General features: G+C 64.3%; 17 protein-coding genes, 1 tRNA gene and 1 pseudogene. 5 read left to right on the top strand and 14 right to left on the bottom strand.

What is annotated here, in order from left to right; genetic code table 11:
- Positions 1-103 precede the first annotated feature (103 nt).
- Both ACIQBL_RS00380 and ACIQBL_RS00375 read left to right on the top strand, forming a co-directional pair.
- Positions 104-1,069: an SMP-30/gluconolactonase/LRE family protein gene (locus tag ACIQBL_RS00380; RefSeq protein WP_401935225.1), complete on the top strand. Its 966-nt coding sequence runs from the start codon at positions 104-106 to the stop codon at positions 1,067-1,069.
- Positions 1,070-1,522: 453 nt separating this feature from the next.
- A tRNA-Arg gene (locus ACIQBL_RS00375) sits at positions 1,523-1,598 on the top strand.
- A gap of 700 nt (positions 1,599-2,298) precedes the next feature.
- Here the strand turns inward: ACIQBL_RS00375 and ACIQBL_RS00370 are convergent.
- The 9 genes and pseudogenes from ACIQBL_RS00370 to ACIQBL_RS00330 form a co-directional block, all read right to left on the bottom strand.
- Positions 2,299-3,258, bottom strand: a pseudogene (locus ACIQBL_RS00370) (recombinase family protein); the annotation flags it as partial.
- A 157-nt stretch (positions 3,259-3,415) separates the two neighbouring features.
- Entirely contained in the window at positions 3,416-4,270 is an 855-nt protein-coding gene (locus ACIQBL_RS00365; protein ID WP_401935223.1) for a replication-relaxation family protein, read from the bottom strand.
- Positions 4,271-4,570: 300 nt separating this feature from the next.
- On the bottom strand, positions 4,571-6,733 hold the full coding sequence (locus ACIQBL_RS00360; protein WP_401935222.1) for a type IV secretory system conjugative DNA transfer family protein: 2,163 nt from the start codon (positions 6,731-6,733) through the stop codon (positions 4,571-4,573).
- Positions 6,730-6,903 (bottom strand): hypothetical protein, encoded by a 174-nt coding sequence (locus ACIQBL_RS00355; protein WP_401935220.1) that lies wholly within the window; start codon positions 6,901-6,903, stop codon positions 6,730-6,732. The genes ACIQBL_RS00360 and ACIQBL_RS00355 overlap by 4 nt, the downstream gene beginning before the upstream one ends.
- Entirely contained in the window at positions 6,900-7,502 is a 603-nt protein-coding gene (locus ACIQBL_RS00350; protein ID WP_401935218.1) for an MT-A70 family methyltransferase, read from the bottom strand. Before ACIQBL_RS00350 ends, ACIQBL_RS00355 begins: the two co-directional genes overlap by 4 nt.
- A 416-nt stretch (positions 7,503-7,918) precedes the next feature.
- On the bottom strand, positions 7,919-8,116 hold the full coding sequence (locus ACIQBL_RS00345; RefSeq protein WP_401935217.1) for a hypothetical protein: 198 nt from the start codon (positions 8,114-8,116) through the stop codon (positions 7,919-7,921).
- Between the two features lie 2 nt (positions 8,117-8,118).
- Entirely contained in the window at positions 8,119-8,313 is a 195-nt protein-coding gene (locus tag ACIQBL_RS00340) for a hypothetical protein (protein WP_401935215.1), read from the bottom strand.
- A gap of 3 nt (positions 8,314-8,316) precedes the next feature.
- The gene (locus ACIQBL_RS00335) at positions 8,317-8,598 is read right to left on the bottom strand and encodes a hypothetical protein (protein ID WP_401935213.1); all 282 of its coding nucleotides are present in this window, start codon (positions 8,596-8,598) and stop codon (positions 8,317-8,319) included.
- 205 nt (positions 8,599-8,803) lie between these two features.
- Positions 8,804-9,142 (bottom strand): histone-like nucleoid-structuring protein Lsr2, encoded by a 339-nt coding sequence (locus ACIQBL_RS00330; RefSeq protein WP_401935211.1) that lies wholly within the window; start codon positions 9,140-9,142, stop codon positions 8,804-8,806.
- A 99-nt stretch (positions 9,143-9,241) separates the two neighbouring features.
- On the opposite strand from ACIQBL_RS00330, the gene ACIQBL_RS00325 reads away from it, so the two are divergent.
- A complete protein-coding gene (locus tag ACIQBL_RS00325; protein WP_401935209.1) occupies positions 9,242-10,597 on the top strand; it encodes a hypothetical protein in 1,356 nt (451 codons plus the stop codon).
- 56 nt (positions 10,598-10,653) lie between these two features.
- On the opposite strand, the gene ACIQBL_RS00320 is transcribed toward ACIQBL_RS00325, so the two are convergent.
- A complete protein-coding gene (locus tag ACIQBL_RS00320; protein WP_401935207.1) occupies positions 10,654-11,625 on the bottom strand; it encodes a toll/interleukin-1 receptor domain-containing protein in 972 nt (323 codons plus the stop codon).
- Between the two features lie 165 nt (positions 11,626-11,790).
- Between ACIQBL_RS00320 and ACIQBL_RS00315 the strand changes: the two genes are divergently transcribed.
- Complete coding sequence (locus tag ACIQBL_RS00315; protein ID WP_401935205.1) at positions 11,791-12,789, top strand: hypothetical protein; 999 nt, start codon at positions 11,791-11,793, stop codon at positions 12,787-12,789.
- Between the two features lie 65 nt (positions 12,790-12,854).
- On the opposite strand, the gene ACIQBL_RS00310 is transcribed toward ACIQBL_RS00315, so the two are convergent.
- The 3 genes from ACIQBL_RS00310 to ACIQBL_RS00300 form a co-directional block, all read right to left on the bottom strand.
- Positions 12,855-13,097, bottom strand: a complete 243-nt coding sequence (locus ACIQBL_RS00310) for a hypothetical protein (RefSeq protein ID WP_401935203.1) — start codon at positions 13,095-13,097, stop codon at positions 12,855-12,857.
- Between the two features lie 61 nt (positions 13,098-13,158).
- Complete coding sequence (locus tag ACIQBL_RS00305; protein ID WP_401935201.1) at positions 13,159-13,575, bottom strand: ATP-binding protein; 417 nt, start codon at positions 13,573-13,575, stop codon at positions 13,159-13,161.
- Complete coding sequence (locus tag ACIQBL_RS00300) at positions 13,572-13,931, bottom strand: hypothetical protein (RefSeq protein ID WP_401935199.1); 360 nt, start codon at positions 13,929-13,931, stop codon at positions 13,572-13,574. The genes ACIQBL_RS00305 and ACIQBL_RS00300 overlap by 4 nt, the downstream gene beginning before the upstream one ends.
- 345 nt (positions 13,932-14,276) lie before the next feature.
- On the opposite strand from ACIQBL_RS00300, the gene ACIQBL_RS00295 reads away from it, so the two are divergent.
- The gene (locus ACIQBL_RS00295) at positions 14,277-15,728 is read left to right on the top strand and encodes a helix-turn-helix domain-containing protein (RefSeq protein ID WP_401936946.1); all 1,452 of its coding nucleotides are present in this window, start codon (positions 14,277-14,279) and stop codon (positions 15,726-15,728) included.
- A gap of 27 nt (positions 15,729-15,755) precedes the next feature.
- On the opposite strand, the gene ACIQBL_RS00290 is transcribed toward ACIQBL_RS00295, so the two are convergent.
- A complete protein-coding gene (locus ACIQBL_RS00290; RefSeq protein ID WP_401935197.1) occupies positions 15,756-16,238 on the bottom strand; it encodes a hypothetical protein in 483 nt (160 codons plus the stop codon).
- Positions 16,239-16,274 lie beyond the last annotated feature (36 nt).

Genomic DNA, 16,274 nt, shown 5'->3' with positions numbered 1-16,274 from the left:
CCCGGGGCCGTATGCCCCCGGGCAGAACCCACACCTCCCCCCCACCCCCCAACCCATGCGTCGGCGCGTTGCTGCCGCATGCCCGAAAACCAGTGAAGGAACCATGTTCAAGAAGCTCTCCACGTCCGCCGTGTCAGCGGCCGTCCTTGTCGCGACCGCTGCCGCGGTGCTCACTCCGGCGCCGGCGTCGGCCGTCTCCGCCCCGCTGAGCAGTGCGCGGATCGCCACGCACTTCGACCTGGCCAAGGGCCGGACACCGGAGAACATCGCCCTGGCACCGGGCGGCTCCGCGTACGTCACCTTCGCCGCGGGCCGCCAGATCGCCGAGGTCTCGCCCAAGGGCACCGTCCGGATCCTGGCCACCCTGCCCAAGCCCGCCGACGGGGGCGTCCACACCCCCGTCCTGGGCTTCCCGCTGACCGTCGGCATCGTCCGAGCCCACGACGGAACCCTGTACTTCCTGTACGCCACCGGCACCGCAGACCTGACCGGGGTGTGGCGCCTGCGCCCCGGCGGCGAACCCCGGCGGATCGCCGCGCTGCCCGCGGACGGCCTGCCCAACGGCCTGGCGCTGGATTCGCGGACCAACACTCTCTACGTCACCGACTCCGTGCGCGGCGCCATCTGGAGCGTGCCCACCGCCGGCGGTACCCCCACCACCTGGTCCAGCGCCCCCGAACTGGCCGCCACCGGCTTCCTCGGCGCCAACGGCCTGAAGATCCACAACGGCGCCGTCTGGGCCACCAACCTCGACAAGGGCACCGTCCTGCGCATCCCCGTCCGCCAGGACGGGCGCGCCGGTTCGGTCCGGACCGAGGCCACCGGCCTGCCGGGGATCGACGACTTCGCGTTCACCGGCCGCGGCGACCAGTTGCTGGCCGCCCTCAACGGCCCCGGCGAGGTCGCGCTCGTCCAGCCCGACGGCAGCCACTCCACCGTGCTGACGTCGGCCGACGGCCTGCAGAACCCCACGTCCATCGCCCTGCGCGGCGACACCGTATACGTGCTGAGCGCCGCCTACGTCACCGCCGAGGATCCCAACCTTCTCCTCGCCCACCTGAACGACTAGGCGAGCAGTTCCGGTTGCGGTGTTCCCGGACACAGGGAGGGTGTCCGGCATCGGGTTGCGACGACCGATGCGGACACCCTCTTGACCGCAGGCGGTGGGTCACGTGTTGAACTGCCTCTGAACGCCGACGAGTTCCCGTGTCTTACGTCACACCGGCCCCTACCGCGAGTCGTGCGGTGCAGTGGGCCGGGCCCAGGATGCCCGGCACGACGCCCTTCCGGAACGCGCCGGAGCTCGGCGGCGGGGCCACCGCCACGGCCCGCGGCCGGATGACACACAAGAGGGTCCCCGCCTACGGTGCCAACGGCGCCCTGCTCCTCTGCATCGGCCACGTCCGGGTCGACAACTCCCGCACCCGGATCACGGCCCGCAAGCCCCTGAGCCTCCCAGCGGCCGACCTGACCGACGCTCCAACCGCCGAAGTGCCACGCGCTACACTGACGGCCGTGGCACGCCTTCGTAGCTCAGGGGATAGAGCACCGCTCTCCTAAAGCGGGTGTCGCAGGTTCGAATCCTGCCGGGGGCACCAAAGTAGTTGTTTTCGAACCCTCACTCCTGGCAACAGGGGCCCAGGGTTCCCCGGATAGACCCCCAGAGGCGCGTAGCGCCCTGGGGGTCTTCTGGTTGATTGGGGTGTGTGCGTTGCCCAGCACGGCCGCCATGGCGGCCAGTCCCGCCTCCTGGTCGGCCTGGGCGACTCTCCCAGCGTCGAGCACCTCGGGTGCAAGCAACACATCGAACGGCTCGGCACGCTGGCCGTGGACACCGTCCTCTTCATCGATGAGCAGATGGGTGAAGAACGCCTGGTTGAACATCCGCCGCACGGATGGCTCTGCCAGCCGGTAGGCGGCATGGCAGTCGCCAGCCAGGTTGAGCGCCGCAGCCAGGTTCGCCTCCAGTTTCCCGGAAACGGCCGTGGCGGCGTCCAGCCGCTCCTGGACGGCGGTCAGGCGACTGCCAATGCGCTGCTGCTCACTGGCGATCATGTCCATCGGCATGGCGCCGCTGTAGATCGCCTCGATGAGCTTCTGACGCTGAGCGGTGAGCCTGGCGTGTTCGTTCTTCAGGAGGCGGCGTTCCTCTTCGTCCTGCTTGTGGTGGTCGACCAGCGCCACCCGGAGGGCGTGCTCCAGCGCACCACGCAGTGCAGGCTCAAGCTGGACGGTGGCCCAGTACTCCTCGACCAGCTTCTCCACCTTGGAGGTGAGCATCGCCTTGCGGGTGCAGGTGGTGGTCTTCTGGTGCCGCCCCAAACACACGAAGTACGGGTACACCGTGCCGTGCCGGTTCTTGGCGTTGGTGATGATCAACCGGCTACCGCAGGCACCGCAGAATACGCTCGACTTGAGGTAGTGCGGGTGTTCGCGCTGCTTCTCGCCGACCAGGTGGGAGGCAAATACATCCTGCACTTTCTCCCAGGTCGCAGGGTCGGTGAGCGGCTGGTGCCGTCCGGGGTGTGACACACCCCGGTAGATGACCTCGCCCTTGTAGTAGGGGTTGGTCAGGATGGCGTGCAGGACGTTCGGCTTGACCGGCCGGGCGGCGAGCTTCGGCGTCTTCCTGGTGGTCAGGCCGCGAACTTCGAGTTCGTCGGCCATGGAGCGCAGTGTCCACTCACCGGTTGCGTAGGCGGCGTATGCCCAAGCGATCAGGTCGGCCCGTTCGGGGTCGACCTCGACGGTGCGTTCCTCCTGGCCTTCGTCGGTGGTGCGCCCGATGTTGCGGTAGCCGAGCGGCACCCTGCCGGGCGTACCGCCCGCGATGGCCTTCTGCGACATCCCCTTGTGTACTTCGGTCGCCAGGTTGCGCGAGTAGAACTCCGCAATCGAGGACATGATCCCGTGCAGCAGCATCCCCGATGGCGTCTCGTCGATGTTCTCGGTGGCGGACACCAGCGTCGCCCCGGCCTTCTTGATGGCCATGGTGATCGCGATGTCGTCCACCCGGTTGCGTGCCAGCCGATCGACCTTGTGCACGAGCACGTAGCTGACGCGGTGCGTTTCCAGGTAGGCGAGCATCCGCTTCAGGTCGGGGCGGTCGGCGGACTTGGCCGACTCCCCAGCGTCAACGAACTCCGCGACAATGACCGCATCGAGCGTTTCCGCTTTCCGGCGCAGCGCCTCCCGCTGGGCAGGAATTGAGAACCCCTCGACCTGTCCGCCTTTCTGGGCCTGCTCCTTGGTCGACACCCGCAGGTACGTCACAGCCAACGCTCCGGCCGAAACTTGCGCCGGTGTTTCTTTTTCTTCTTTCACGCTTTCCCTCCTTACTTCCGGCTATTTACCAGTCCCATTTTAACTCCGTTATGGCCAATTACCGACGGCCATTTTGGCTGGCCAAGCCCGTTTAGGGGCTGGCCAGGCCAGCGCTTGTTATAAGCGCGGGAAATTCCTCACTGGTCACCACCTGAAACATTCCAGCGGCCACCGGCTCACGGAGCTGTGGCTCGTTTCCCAGCGCTGCCCGGATGGCGTCCTGACGCTTGGCATCAGGGACGACCCAGACCACGGCCGGGAACAGCCCGTGTTCCTGTTGGTGGATTCCCGAGCTGGCGTACTGCTGGTATTGCAGTGCCTTGCGCACAATGACCGGCGCGTGCTCGGTGGCACAGTCGGCCTCGATGAACCAGTGGTGCTCAAAGTCCCCGCCGGCCGTGACTGCGAACAAGTCCGGCTTGAGCCACTGGCGGGCGCCGTGCGCCGACAGGAACGTCCTCCAACACTCCGGCTCGGCTTCCAGTGTCAGCAACTCGATCACGCCCCGGCGGGCCAGCTCGTACAGCCGGATCGCGAGGTCAGCAGCGGCCAGCGTGTGCGCTATGAAACTCGGCGACGGCTCGCTGTAGCGGCGACGCGCCGGGTCGGCATGTCGAGCCCGCAGCAGCCGCTCACCGGCATTGCCGAGCTGCCACGTGATCCCGGAACTCCCGGCCCGTACACCCCCGATCCGCCGACTCAGCCGGGCAATGAGGCGACGTGACTCCAGTCTCGTCAGCACGCGGATCGTGGCCACGGCAGCGGCCATCTCGGTCGCGTGGGTTTTGTCGTTGCCTGGTTCTTTGAGCTCTCCCGTGATCGGGAAATGGAGTCGGCGGATAAGGGTGGTGGTCAGTGCGCGGTGAGTGCGCATTGATTCAAGGATGGAAAGGTCACGGTCGGAAAGTAGTTCAAGCAGGCTCGTGATGTCATTGTTCTTATTCATTCGTTCTCCCTTCTATTAAAATGTAGGGTCTTTGTGCCGGGCGGCTGTTCCGCGAGGAACGCCGCCGGTCGCCGAGCTAACGCGCAGGAAAGCGGTTCGTGGCTCGCTTCGCTGTTTCCTCCGGCCTGCCGGGCCGGGGGTGCGGATTGGACGACTGGAGATGCAGTCAGTCCCCTCCCGCATCTGCCAGCGAACAAGCGTCGAGCTGGGCGAATGCGGCGGTCTACTGCAACGTGGAGAGAGCAGCGGACAGAGGGGCGAGGACAGGGTTCAATCCCGAGCGTTATTCGCGACCCACGGCTATTCCTCGGCTGGCTTCGTGCGTCGTTTGCGCCCAATCTGCGGAGGCTCGACGGTGCCTTGGACTCCACCAACGGCCCCGCCCGTTGGCATGCTCGACTGCGGGCTCCAGTTGGTACGGGCGACAGCCCGCACCGCCTCGGCGTCAGCAGTGATCGGAGGTGGCGGCAGCGTTTTGACCAGCGCCCAGCCGGACGGCGCACCGTCGGCGACGAGGTTGGCGTAGGCGTGGAAGCGCGGCAGACTCATGAAGTCGGCAGGCTCCAGCTCCGGCGCGAGCTTGTGTGCGATGTCCCGAGCATCGTCCGCCTCTGTCGCGAACACGATCTTCGACCTCGCGTTGATGTCCACCGCCGTCCGCAGCTCCGCCGGGAACTGGCTACGGAACTGTGCCGCGAGGAACCACCCCACCGACAGCGAGCGCGAGATAGCCAGGGCATCCGCGAGCGAAGTCGGTAGGTGTACGAACCGCGGTGCTTCGTCCACGTACACCGTGCCCGGTCGCAGGTGCGCACCCGGTTCGCTGGCCCGTTCCTGAACGGCAGCCCAGGTTTCCGCGATGATCAAGCTCCCCAAAAGTGAGGCCGTTCCAGGTCCCACCAGACCCTCGTTCAACGGGGCCAGTACAACCTTGTTCGTCCGGAAGACATCTCGCATCCGGAAACGGCCCTCCCGCTGGTCGAGCATCCGCACCACTGCTGGCCGCAGCAGGAACTGCCGGAGCTTGTTCATGGGTGCGGCCAGGACAGCCGCTTGGGCGGCAGGCCCTTGCTCCTCCCACGCGGCCCAGAATTGGGCGAGGGCGAGGTCGCCCTGCACGCGGCCGACGTATGGGCGACGGAACGGCGGGTCGGTGAACAGCCGGGGCAAATCCGTCAAGGTGGCTGGGGCGTTCGGGAGGCTGCCGCGGGCCAGGGTGCGCAAGCCTGAGCTGAAGATGTCTGCCGTACGGGGGCCGTAGCCGTCCGCGAAGACTGCGGCAAAGACGGCCAGGATGCCGTCAACGACCACGTCCGGGTCTCGGTGACCAACGTCCAGCGGGTTGAATCCAGTTGGCGACGCGTCGGCGGCGTTCAGCTCCACGATGCGGTCAACCTGGTCGGCAGGCACCCGCGCCAGAATGTCGTCAATCAACTGCTGTTTGGGGTCGAGGACGACAACCGGCCGACCAGCCGCGATGTCCGCCAAAATCAGGCGAAGCAGGACATTAGTCTTACCCGACCCGGAGGGGCCGTAGGCCACTCCGTGAAACGTCTGGTCAGTGGGCGCGATACCCACCAGGCGGTCGTCCCCGGGTGCGGCACTACGGGCGAAGACCCGTTCACCTTGGTGCACCCGTGCCGACGCGCGGATCGGCTTCGGGTGCAGCGGTGGCAACCCCGGCAACTCCTCCTCACCGAGCGGCCAGGCCAGCAGCCCAGCGAGCTCCGGCACCGACAGCTTGAGCGGCCACAACCACGGCCGACGGCCCTTGTTGAGGCGCTCCACGCTGTCGTGGACGAGTCGGATGCGAGTGCCCGGCCCCTGGGCCACCGTCAGGCCGGACAGCACGCCCAGGAGCAGCGCGGTTCGCCGCTGTCGCGTAGCCGCCGCCGCACCAACCCGGATTGTGGTCATGAAGCCGGGGTGCTCCACGCGCTTGCGCAGGCGTCCGCGAAGCTCCGCCCCCGCCGGCCTGGTGCCGACCAGAAGGAGTTGGGTGAGCGGCAGACTGGGGTCTTGGATCTCTGTTGGGAGCACGCTCGGGAGGATTCTCGGGCCGAGGATGACTTGTACGACCAACGTCTCGTCTGACGCGAGCGGCACGGCCAGAGCCGACAGCACCGCCCGGGAGACGTTCTCGGGTGTGTCCATGCTCAAGGGCAGGTATGACGGCCGGACCCGCAGGCGACCAGCGGCCGTCACGGGCGGACGAGTTGGAGGCTGCTTCGGGGCGTCTTCGAGCAAGGAGCCGGGTAGGAAGTGCCCGAGCAGATGCCCCAGCCGCGCCATGTCCACCGGGCGGGCACCGAGCAAGTAGCGCACCTGGCTACCGCTCTCGGCGCGAAGTTCAAGCACGAGGTGCCCTGATTGGCGATCCGACGCCAGCCGGCCAAGGAGGGCGAGCACTGCGTCCGCGTCGAGCGGGCGGGGCAGATGGAGCCGGGACCATGTAACGGTCATCCGCGAACACCTTCCTCGGGTTCGGCGGCGTCCGCGGTGCGCTGTTGTTCGGCGAGCACTACTGCCAGCAGGGCCTTCGCGAGCTTGCGTACGTCGGTCGGTTCCCGGCGTACGCCTACCACGATGTAGTGGCGTTCTGGCCGCTGACTTTGTGACCTTCGTGGGGTCATTTACCGCCCCCTTTCGGTGGGGCATGGCGGTGATCACTGGGCACCGGGTAGCCGGGGATAACCAGGTCAGAATCGACCTCATTACCCCAGATTGACCATCCCCGAATGCTCGGGGGTCGGCGTCGCGCGAAGATCTCTAGGTATGGCCCGTCCGACAATCTCTCGATGAGGGCGTACTGCTCGTCGGGCTTCCTGGAGTGCTCAGTGACCGGCGCGTTGAACCAGGTCGGCTGCGACCTGAACTTGACCGGAGCCTTGCCGCGCGTGCAGAACAGCAGGTGTTCCGTGCTGTGGCGCAGATGAGACCCGAGGCCAAGCCGGAATTTGACCCACGTAAGGGGTGCGCGTGGGACGAACCCCCAGCCCTCAGCGACGTCGTAAGCGTCACGCAGTGAACCATTGGTGCACCAAAGCCACAAATGACTATTTTCTTCCGCCAGATTCGCGACCGGCATACTCTTGATCTTGCTCAGATCCATGAGCGGATAATGCCGCTCTGCACCCTTTGTTCCCAACTGGTTGTGCGACCACGGCGGGTCGATCAACAAAGTCTTGAACCGGGTGGGGGCCACCTGTTTCGTTGTTGAATTTTCTTTCACGTGCTTTTGTTGCCCTCCTTTCGTTGTGCTCCGGTCGGCGGTTTGCCCCCGGAGCTATTTAATATTTAGAACATGGCGATGATCTTGAAAATCCTAGACTCGCTCGAAAGTTCGCCCGAACTTGCAGGCGAGCATAGGATTGCTGCTACCTGTTGGTGCGCTCGTTTTGCGCGCGAGTCGGGCTGCGAGAAAAGTGTTGTGGTTTTGTGCACGGTGGCTGTGATCCGGCTGTCATTACCACTGCTGCCGCCGACGCATCAGACGCCAAATACTCAGCCCGATCCCTACGGGAATGAGCAGTGGCAACACCGGCGCGAGGAGATCGAAGATCCACCGCGCCAAGACCGAGACAATGAGGAACAGAGACAGCGCTTGAATAAAGCGCTGTCTCCATCCATCCAACGGGCCGCCGTGGTTCACACCGGGCGGTACTCCCGCTCTTCCTCGCTGTGCCGGAACTCGTCCAGGTTGTGCAGCATGGCAACGAGCTGTCGCTTGCTTTCGACTTCCGCAGCCTTAACCGCATCGTTGACGGCAATGAAGCCGTCCAACAGTCGCCAGCGGCTCTCGTTGAACCACTGGCGCACGGCGCGGAGTTCCTTGGTGGTGGTCATATCTACCCCCTCTTGCGGGTTTCTCGGGTGATCCGGCTTTCGGCTCGCCGACGTTGCGCAGCAATGTCGGCTACGGCGTCGAATGCTGCCGTCATGGTGCGGTTGGCTTTGAGCGCCTTGCGGTCGCGCATCCGCTGATAGATGCGGCCACCGACAAAGCAGCCGGCCAACCAGCCCAGCTCGGTGAATCCGTGCATTGATCAGTCCAGCCGCGAACTGAAGTGCTGGACGCTCCGGGCAATGCCCTGGACGGTCAGGCCCACGATGTAGGCCACCGCTTCGGCACAATCCGGATTGGCGTTCTCGGCAGTGCGCTGCACTTGCTTGAGGTACTGCACCTCAGCTACTGCGAACTCGCCGATGCTGGCCAGCGCGTGAATTGCCGTCTGTTCGACGTAGGTTTCGGCATGGATGCCAGAACCCGTCCGCTTCGCATTGCGCGGTATGGGTGTACCCACACGGCGCGGCACGATTTCGGACATGATGCTCCCCTCTGGAGTTTTCAAGGAATGGGCCAACAGATAGAACTGTGGCTTGAATGGGGTCTTGAGCCTTGGCGGCTCGGCCCGACTGATGACAACGCTAGAGGGGGAACGATCCAAGAAACGAAGTGTGTCGAACGTCTATCACTCGTCAGACTGCGTTCCCACAGCTCAGAGCGCTACTGTCGAGTCAGACTGTGACTAGTCAGAGTTCAAAATAGTCGGCAGGATCGGCACCGGGAGGGAAGAAGTCAAGGTCACCGAGAGGATACGGTTCATCCCAGATGACAGCATCACTCGCAACGTACGCGTTCTCTTTGTCGAGCTGGTCATACAGAGAAATAATGCCAACCTCCCCGACTTTGCGCGCCTTTTCAATAAAAGGCACTAACTCCGCACGCAGCTTGGTGGCGCGTTCTTCGGTGAGATTTATGACATAGTCGCTATCATCCAGCGAAAAGAATACCGTTTCGGCGGCAAGTTCTTCCGAGTTGAAGCTATCGCGCGGGTATGGTCGACTATAATTTCCGGGTGGATATGGCATAAATTAATCTTGATTACTTATTCAGTTGTAACATATTCTGCGCTTTTTTACAATGATTGGATGCGATATAATCAATCAGTTTCGCGCAAGGGGGTGCTTGTGGGTGAAGGCGAGGAGCGCTCGGAGCTTTGGAAAGCTCTACAGACGCTCACCCAGGATAGAGGAATTTATCGAGATGATTTGCTGAAACTTCTTGGCGGTGAGCTTTACCCGCTGCGAGCGCTTTTGGGAATTAGCGAGGATTGCGACGCGATAGCAGCACGAGCAATCCTAAAGGAACGGTTGCGGGTAATGATCCCGCAATTGACCGTGCGATCGGGTAGACGGGGGTTGCCCATTGACGATGGCTCGAAGCAATTTCGGCTATCGGTACGGGCACTGTTCAATGTCCTCGAACGCCCCGACCTCAGTCAGCGTGATCTTACGAGGCGCTACGAATGGCTAGACAGTGCCGCTGCTGGTCGATTTCGAATCAAGCAAAAATCAGCGGAGCGTGACCTAAACCATGCGATTAGCCAGATCGAGCAACTAATTCTCGCCGGTGGTTACAAACCACCGGCGCCCTCTCCGTCTAAAATAATTCACCCAAAATCCATCACCACCAACACAGCCACCGAAGCCCTTATGCGCTCAAATTGGGCAACGCCCGAAGATGACGCTCTTGCAGTGCTAGCGTTCAGCAATGGGAAAAGGAACGGTGTGGCATGGACTTGTAGGGTTTTGTTCACGGACGAGAACGGCAATTACGACGCCCTGCGTGGTGAAAATGCTACCCGTACGGCCCGCAAGCGTGGAATCAAGAAAGGCCAGATGGAGCGCGCTCGCCGAGAGTTGGCCATGAGCGGCGCGCTTGCTGTTGCTCCGGGCCGCTTCGACATCGTTGACATGGGATTGCAACGCATAGCAAATCCCTGGGGCTTGAACCGCAAGTACAAATCCCGTATGGCCGACGACATCGTTATACGGGAATTCCAACGACTGTGCCTCGACAGTGGTCGCCTGGACCTTACCGGAGACTGGACAGACGAAGCCGTCCAGGAACATGGCGAGGACATCGCACGGCGGGCAGGAATCATCCCGCTGGATGGCATCAGTTGTGCTGTGCTCTTGGACGGCCTACGCCGGGCAACCCTCGACCAACTTGCCAACGTTCACCCGCTGGCGCTCATGTCGGTGAGCTACGCCGCAGGGATCATGTTCAAGTACGGTACGACCGACGAGCGACTGAGCATGGCGATGTGGTTCCTCGAAATCGTCGCAACCGCCAAACGACGAACCGCGCGGGGAGACATCCACCAGCACATTACCCAGTTGCTTTACGACTTCCGGGAGTTTGGTATCACCTCGCGTGAGACGTCCACGCTCGCCAACGAGTTGGCCGCTCATGTGCCACCGCTCGGCGGCAAGCCCACGTTTACCGGCGCGGACCTTTTGGCGCATTCGCGGTTGGGATGACCATCACGTCCGACTACTGGCGGACTCTGGGACAGTGCCCTTGCTTTGAGGTGGGGTCAGACCTCCCGCCGCAGCGTCGGGCTGACACTGTGAAGCCGAGTGTGGTCCCCCATGGTCAGGCTGTAGGACAGCAAGCCCCGAAGCTTCAGCTCCTCAAGCAGTTCACGTACCACGAGCAGGGGGACGTTCGCGCGGTCTGCAAGGTCGTGCATGACGCGGTCTCCGGTTGGTGGATCGTTGACCAGCAGCGCGGTCACGCGGCGACGACCCTCGTCGATGTCGGGCATCAGGGCCTGGATTCCAGTGCTGTACCCGTAGGACGTTAGGTTTGCCCGGCTCACACGCTCCCCGAGGAAACGGATATCGAGGTAGTCCTGCTCGGCCAGTGCGGTGGTGGACTCGTGCAAGTTGGCGCCCACCAAACCAGCTTCCTGAGCCTTCTGCTCGACCGTGGCCCAGTCCAGCAGCTGAGGCCGACCTGTATCAATAGCAGCTTGGATGGCCAGCGTGAGCAAGAACGCGTCCGCCGGAGCGAGCCCGGGAATCTGAGCTGACGCATGCGCGTAGGTCGGGATCGCGCCGATGCTCGGCTTGCGCGGTGTTCCGTGCAATGCGTCGGCGATCTCCTGCGCGGCCTTGGCGATACCCTCTAGGCTGCGCTCTGCGGTGTGCCACACCAGATGGCGCAACGGCGCGGGGACCTCCACATCGTCCAACCGGACCGGAATCAACCGGGTGCCGCGTTCGATCCGGGCGACCATGCCTTGGTCCAGCTCCTCACGTACCCATGCCTTGGTCACTGAGTGGCGAGACACGACGACGACTACGGCATCGGCGTGCGCGAGGCCCTCGTCGAACAGCTTCTGCACCAGGCTGTCGCCTGGGCGGATCTCCCACTTATCCAGCCAGGGGTCAACGCCCAGCCTGGCAAGATCACGAGCGAGTGGCTCGGTGAACTCGGCCTTGTCTTCGCTGGCATGCGAGAGGAACGCCTTTGGATGCTGCACGGGAGGTGATACGTCGGTCATGGGTTCCAGCATGCCTGCTCGGGGTACAGCCGATGACCAAATCGCCCGCAGCTCCGCACGAGCCCGGCACTCTGGAACATGCCGTGTGGGGGTACAAGGCCCGAGCGAAGTAGCGCCACAGGCTTCCCCGGACGGATGTCGGTGGCGGCTTGTACGCTCGCGGCCATGCCACGGAACCCACTCTTCTCCACGTACCGCACCGGCGAGAACCGCGTCACGTCCTCCACCATGGCCGTGTTCGAGCGCATCGATCTCAGCCTCGTGCAGGAGCTCCTCGAAACGGCCACGGCCGGCGCGGGGGAACTGCCGACGGTCTCGTTCCAGAACCAGGTCACAATTAGCGAGGCAGTCCCGGACGCACGGATATCGGCGCGGTTCACGTGGTGGTTCGAGACCAAGACCGTCCGCGGCGCGTACGCGAGCGAAGGCCACGGCCGCAGTCAAGTACGCTCCCATGCCAAGCAGTTGGAGGGCGACCCGACAGCCCGGCTGTTCGTCCTGACCCCGGATCCGACTCGGCCAGCATGGTTTGCCGAGCTCGACGGTGTTGATTCCCAGGCCCATGACCGGGTCCTCTGGCTTTCCTTCCGAGACCTCGCCACTGCGATCGAAGCTGTGGTCGGCGACGCACGGCGGCTACTTGGTGAGCAGGCCCGCTACTTGCTGTCCGAGCTCGTTGCCCTGTACGAGGCCGAGGGCTTGCTGACCAACGACGACACCGTGATCGTGGCAGCGCGCTCGGCCTGGCCGGAGTACCAGACCCTCGCTGCGTACGTCTGCCAGCCGGAGCGCGCCTTCCGAGACGGGCTGACGCACTTCGGGTTTTACGCCGAGGGCGTCGTGCAGCCCGTCATCGCCCGTATCCGCGTGCACTACGACACCGTGCTGCTCACGCACGAGGAGGCGCAGCGCCACCGCGCCGAGGGGCATGAGGCGCTTGCGGATCTCATCCAGGTGCTCATCGAGCAGGAGTACCGTGCAGAGGGCGAGTCCAACGGTGTCATTCTCCTGTCTGGCCTGGAGGATCCGGAGACCGTGACGCTCAACGGCCCGGTCGTTAACGACACGGTTGCGGCGTCGGGACGTCCCTGGGCCTGGGTTCTGGGCCAGCGCTACACCAGCCTCGACCGGCTCAAGGCTGCGGCGCGGACGAGCGACCTGTGAGCTCGCCGCGATGAAGCACTCCGCCGCTCGCTGACATCGGCAACTGGACGACCCGACCACCCGGCTCACTGCCATTCCTCTGGAGTCGCCGTAACGAGTTCCGAGAAGGTGCGGCGGAAGTGTTCGTGTCCGGTGTCGCGGACGTGCTCAGCGATCCAGCGCTCAATAGCTTCAGGCTCAATGGTTTCCTTGTGGGCGTCACAGGGCGCTCCCTTGTCGGTGACGCATGCGGCACTGTAAAGCTTTGGGCTGTCGCTGTCGGCCCGGATGTTGTAATTGCGGAACCGGTAGGTTCGCCGAGAGGACACGGGTAGCTCCAGATAGTGACAAAGGAAGGATGAGGGAATGCCCCGGTCGGCACGGGTACGCTCAGGTAAGCCCGATGCTGCACCAGACGACTTTGCCGCCCGTCGGCAAGAAGTAGTAGCTCCACTCTTTCGTGATCCGTTCCAAGATGAGCAGCCCCCGGCCGTTCTCAGCGCCAGCAGCAGGCGACGCATTGAGCACCGGCGGCCGGGGATCTGGGTCAGCAACCCAGATCAGGAGGCGGTGCGGCTCCTTGTGCAACGTCAGTCGGATGCGGGGTGGTACGGCGTCGAGCGAGACGTTGCCGACGCAGCGCACGGCGTTGGTGACCAACTCCGAGACCGCCAACTGGGCGTCGTCAATGCGGTCGTCGGGCAAGCGCCAGGCGGACAAGACATCTCTTGTGTGGCGACGACCCCATCGCACAGCGTCGGCCTGGGCAGCAAGCTCCAGCTCGCTCGTGTAGGGGGTGGCGTTCACGACCGGGCCTCCTGCTCGGGAGTGGAGGTTGCTTCGAGAGACTTGGCGAGCCACAGCGTGCCGCCAATCTCTCGCTCGACCTCGTCCTTCATGATCTCGGCCAAGATCGGGATCTGGTGGAGGTGTTCCGGGGAGGGCATGACGACGTGGCGAACGTCTTTGGCGTGGCAGTGGACCATGACCACGTGCCAGGCCTTGAGCTGCTGCCACTGGGCTTCGACGAACATGTCGGCGAGCACCAAGCCGTGCGTTTCGGCGAAGGCCACCAGGTCGCGCTGCAAGCGCAGCACGTCGTCTATCCCGAGCCCTGGCAGCACGCGGAGGTAGCCGTAGGCCAGTCGGGGCGTTGTGGTCATGCTGTCGGCTCCTTGCCGCCCCGTGTCGGGGGGTAAAACGGGGTGTCCCGAGCGTGCTGGGGGCACGGGGATAGGCCAACTGCCGCCCCGCATAGGCGGGTATACGTCTGGCGTATTGCCGTCCCGGGCCGTATGTGGCAATACCCTGGGTAGGCATGGCCAGGGGGCACCAAGGGCGGGAGCGGCGGCAATATGGCACCACAGCAAGCGGTCCGCTACTGCACCTGCGGTACGCGGCTGGCCAGGGACAACGCCGGAGATCGCTGCGGGGCCTGTGCCCGCCAGGAGCGTCACTCAGCCGGCCAACCGCCCGCTCTCCCCGCCGAGTTCTGGCAGCACCCTCGGATCTGCGAGGCTTTTGAGAGTTGGCACTTCGGCCAAGTGCTCTACGCCTACCGCACGCACCCGCACCACGGACGAGCGCTGTCGCAAGGAGCCGTCGCCGACTGGCTCGGCGTAACCCAGGCCCAGCTCAGCAGGATCGAGAGCGGCGCAGCTCCGCAGGACCTCTCGAAGCTCATGCAATGGGCGCATAGCCTGAAGATCCCGGCCTCCTTACTGTGGTTCAAGCTGCCAGGCAGCGAACGACAGTTCGCGGCTCCTGCCAATCCGCGGAGCGAGACCGACCCTCAGATGCCCGAGCAACGGCCCCAGACCCAAGGGCCCGTGCTGCTTCCGGTCATGGTCAACGGACAACACGTCTTCGTACCCGTCGACGCGGAAGCGCTCGCGGCCAGCGGCCTCGGCAGCCTGTCGGCACTCGCAGCCGACAGCACCACCGTCACGGAACACGAGGCCATGAGTCCGCTCCACCGTCGAACGCTCCTCAGCGGCATTGCCGCTGCCGCCCTGCCGGGTCGTGGCCTGGAAGAACTTCAGCGCGTCGCGACCGCTCTGGAAGATTCCCGCCGCTACCAGCGCGGCCCGGTCGTCGATTACTTCCGCACCCAGCTCGAACAGACCAAGCGCGACGACGGCTCCGCTGGGCCGAAGAAGACCCTGCCGGTGGTGCTCGGGCTGCTCGGTGCCATCGAGGAGCATGCCCGGGACGTGAAGCCCAAAGCTCGGCGCGAGCTGCTGTCCATTGGAGCCGACGGAGCGGAGTTCGCAGGATGGCTGTACCGCGACATTCGCCAGCCGGGCCAGGCTGGCTTCTGGTACGACCGTGCCATGGAGTGGGCACAAGAAGCCGACGACGCGGCCATGCAGGGGTACGTCCTGCTGAAGAAATCGCAGATGGCATACGACGAACGCGACGCCCTACGGGTGCTCACGCTGGCCCAAGCAGGGAGCCACGAGCGGTGGCAGCTGCCGGCGCGGGTACGAGCCGAGGTCACGCAGCAAGAAGCTCTCGGTCTGGCGATGACTGGTGAACCGCTGGATGCCGTCAAGCAGAAGCTCGACGAAGCCCACGAGTTGTTGACCGCGGTGCCCAGTAACGACTCCTCGCCTCTGGGGGCGTACTTCACCACTGACACGCTGTTGCTACGCAACGCCGTCAGCTACACCGAGGCCGGGAAGCCAGGTCTGGCGGTCGAGCTGTTCGACGATGCGATCTCGGCTGGAACGCTGTCGCGCCGCGACACGGGGTTCTTCAACGCTCGTCGGGCTGCTGCCGTGGCGCTGTGTGGCGAGCCTGATGAAGCTGCCCAGCTCGGCCGTGACTCTGCCGAGGTCGCCCACACCATGAAGTCGGAGCGGACCCTGCGCGTCCTCTCCGAGGTGCTGCACACCTTGAGTCGCTGGAGCAGCCGGCCTGCGGTACGAGACTTCCGCGAAGCGCTGCGTGCCTCCTAACGGCCGTGTGTCGGCCAAGGTATGACCTCAGAGAGGGTGTACCCAAGGTCCCAGACGTTCTGTGCTTCCCGGCCGAGACCACGTGACCGACAACGGCTCACTCTCAGCCATGGAACGAACATCGAGCACTTTTACAGCCGAGCGCCCAGGGATGGTGTCACCGTTCTGGAAGTCGGGTGCCAGGACGCTGCCGCTGATCTCTACATTCTCGGCAGGCTTGTCGCTGTTGTTCATTAGCCGATACGAGGACCTTCCTGCCTGGATCAAGTGCCACGGCACCTCGGGACTGTCTGCGCCGCTCCTCGCGAGCCGAACCATCTCTTCGTCTGCGTCTGCTGAACGTCGTGCCGCGTCAGCCGAAACCTCGGCAGCTGAGGCAGACCGCTGCGCCGCATCCATTGTCTTGGAACTGATCTTCGCGCTCCAGATAGCGATGCCGAGGGCAACCAGCGCGATGATCGCGGCGGCAGCGGCCCCGATGTCACCCAAGGTTACGTCGTTGAGATCCATATCTGGAAGCTACTCCGGATGACGTATACGCCGTAG

It is taken from the genome of Streptomyces sp. NPDC088350, from assembly GCF_044753545.1.
Classification (GTDB): domain Bacteria; phylum Actinomycetota; class Actinomycetes; order Streptomycetales; family Streptomycetaceae; genus Streptomyces.
Note: the sequence above shows the minus strand (reverse complement) of the source record. Positions and strands in the feature narration are given on the sequence as shown.

Excerpts from the sequence above, each read along its gene's own strand:
- ACIQBL_RS00380 (WP_401935225.1), top strand. The coding sequence starts at position 104 with ATGTTCAAGAAGCTCTCCACGTCCGCCGTGTCAGCGGCCGTCCTTGTC.
- ACIQBL_RS00320 (WP_401935207.1), bottom strand. The coding sequence starts at position 11,625 with ATGACCGACGTATCACCTCCCGTGCAGCATCCAAAGGCGTTCCTCTCG.
- ACIQBL_RS00300 (WP_401935199.1), bottom strand. The coding sequence starts at position 13,931 with ATGACCACAACGCCCCGACTGGCCTACGGCTACCTCCGCGTGCTGCCA.
- ACIQBL_RS00360 (WP_401935222.1), bottom strand. The coding sequence starts at position 6,733 with ATGACCGTTACATGGTCCCGGCTCCATCTGCCCCGCCCGCTCGACGCG.
- ACIQBL_RS00340 (WP_401935215.1), bottom strand. The coding sequence starts at position 8,313 with ATGCACGGATTCACCGAGCTGGGCTGGTTGGCCGGCTGCTTTGTCGGT.
- ACIQBL_RS00335 (WP_401935213.1), bottom strand. The coding sequence starts at position 8,598 with ATGTCCGAAATCGTGCCGCGCCGTGTGGGTACACCCATACCGCGCAAT.
- ACIQBL_RS00330 (WP_401935211.1), bottom strand. The coding sequence starts at position 9,142 with ATGCCATATCCACCCGGAAATTATAGTCGACCATACCCGCGCGATAGC.
- ACIQBL_RS00315 (WP_401935205.1), top strand. The coding sequence starts at position 11,791 with ATGCCACGGAACCCACTCTTCTCCACGTACCGCACCGGCGAGAACCGC.
- ACIQBL_RS00355 (WP_401935220.1), bottom strand. The coding sequence starts at position 6,903 with ATGACCCCACGAAGGTCACAAAGTCAGCGGCCAGAACGCCACTACATC.
- ACIQBL_RS00345 (WP_401935217.1), bottom strand. The coding sequence starts at position 8,116 with ATGACCACCACCAAGGAACTCCGCGCCGTGCGCCAGTGGTTCAACGAG.
- ACIQBL_RS00365 (WP_401935223.1), bottom strand. The coding sequence starts at position 4,270 with ATGAATAAGAACAATGACATCACGAGCCTGCTTGAACTACTTTCCGAC.
- ACIQBL_RS00290 (WP_401935197.1), bottom strand. The coding sequence starts at position 16,238 with ATGGATCTCAACGACGTAACCTTGGGTGACATCGGGGCCGCTGCCGCC.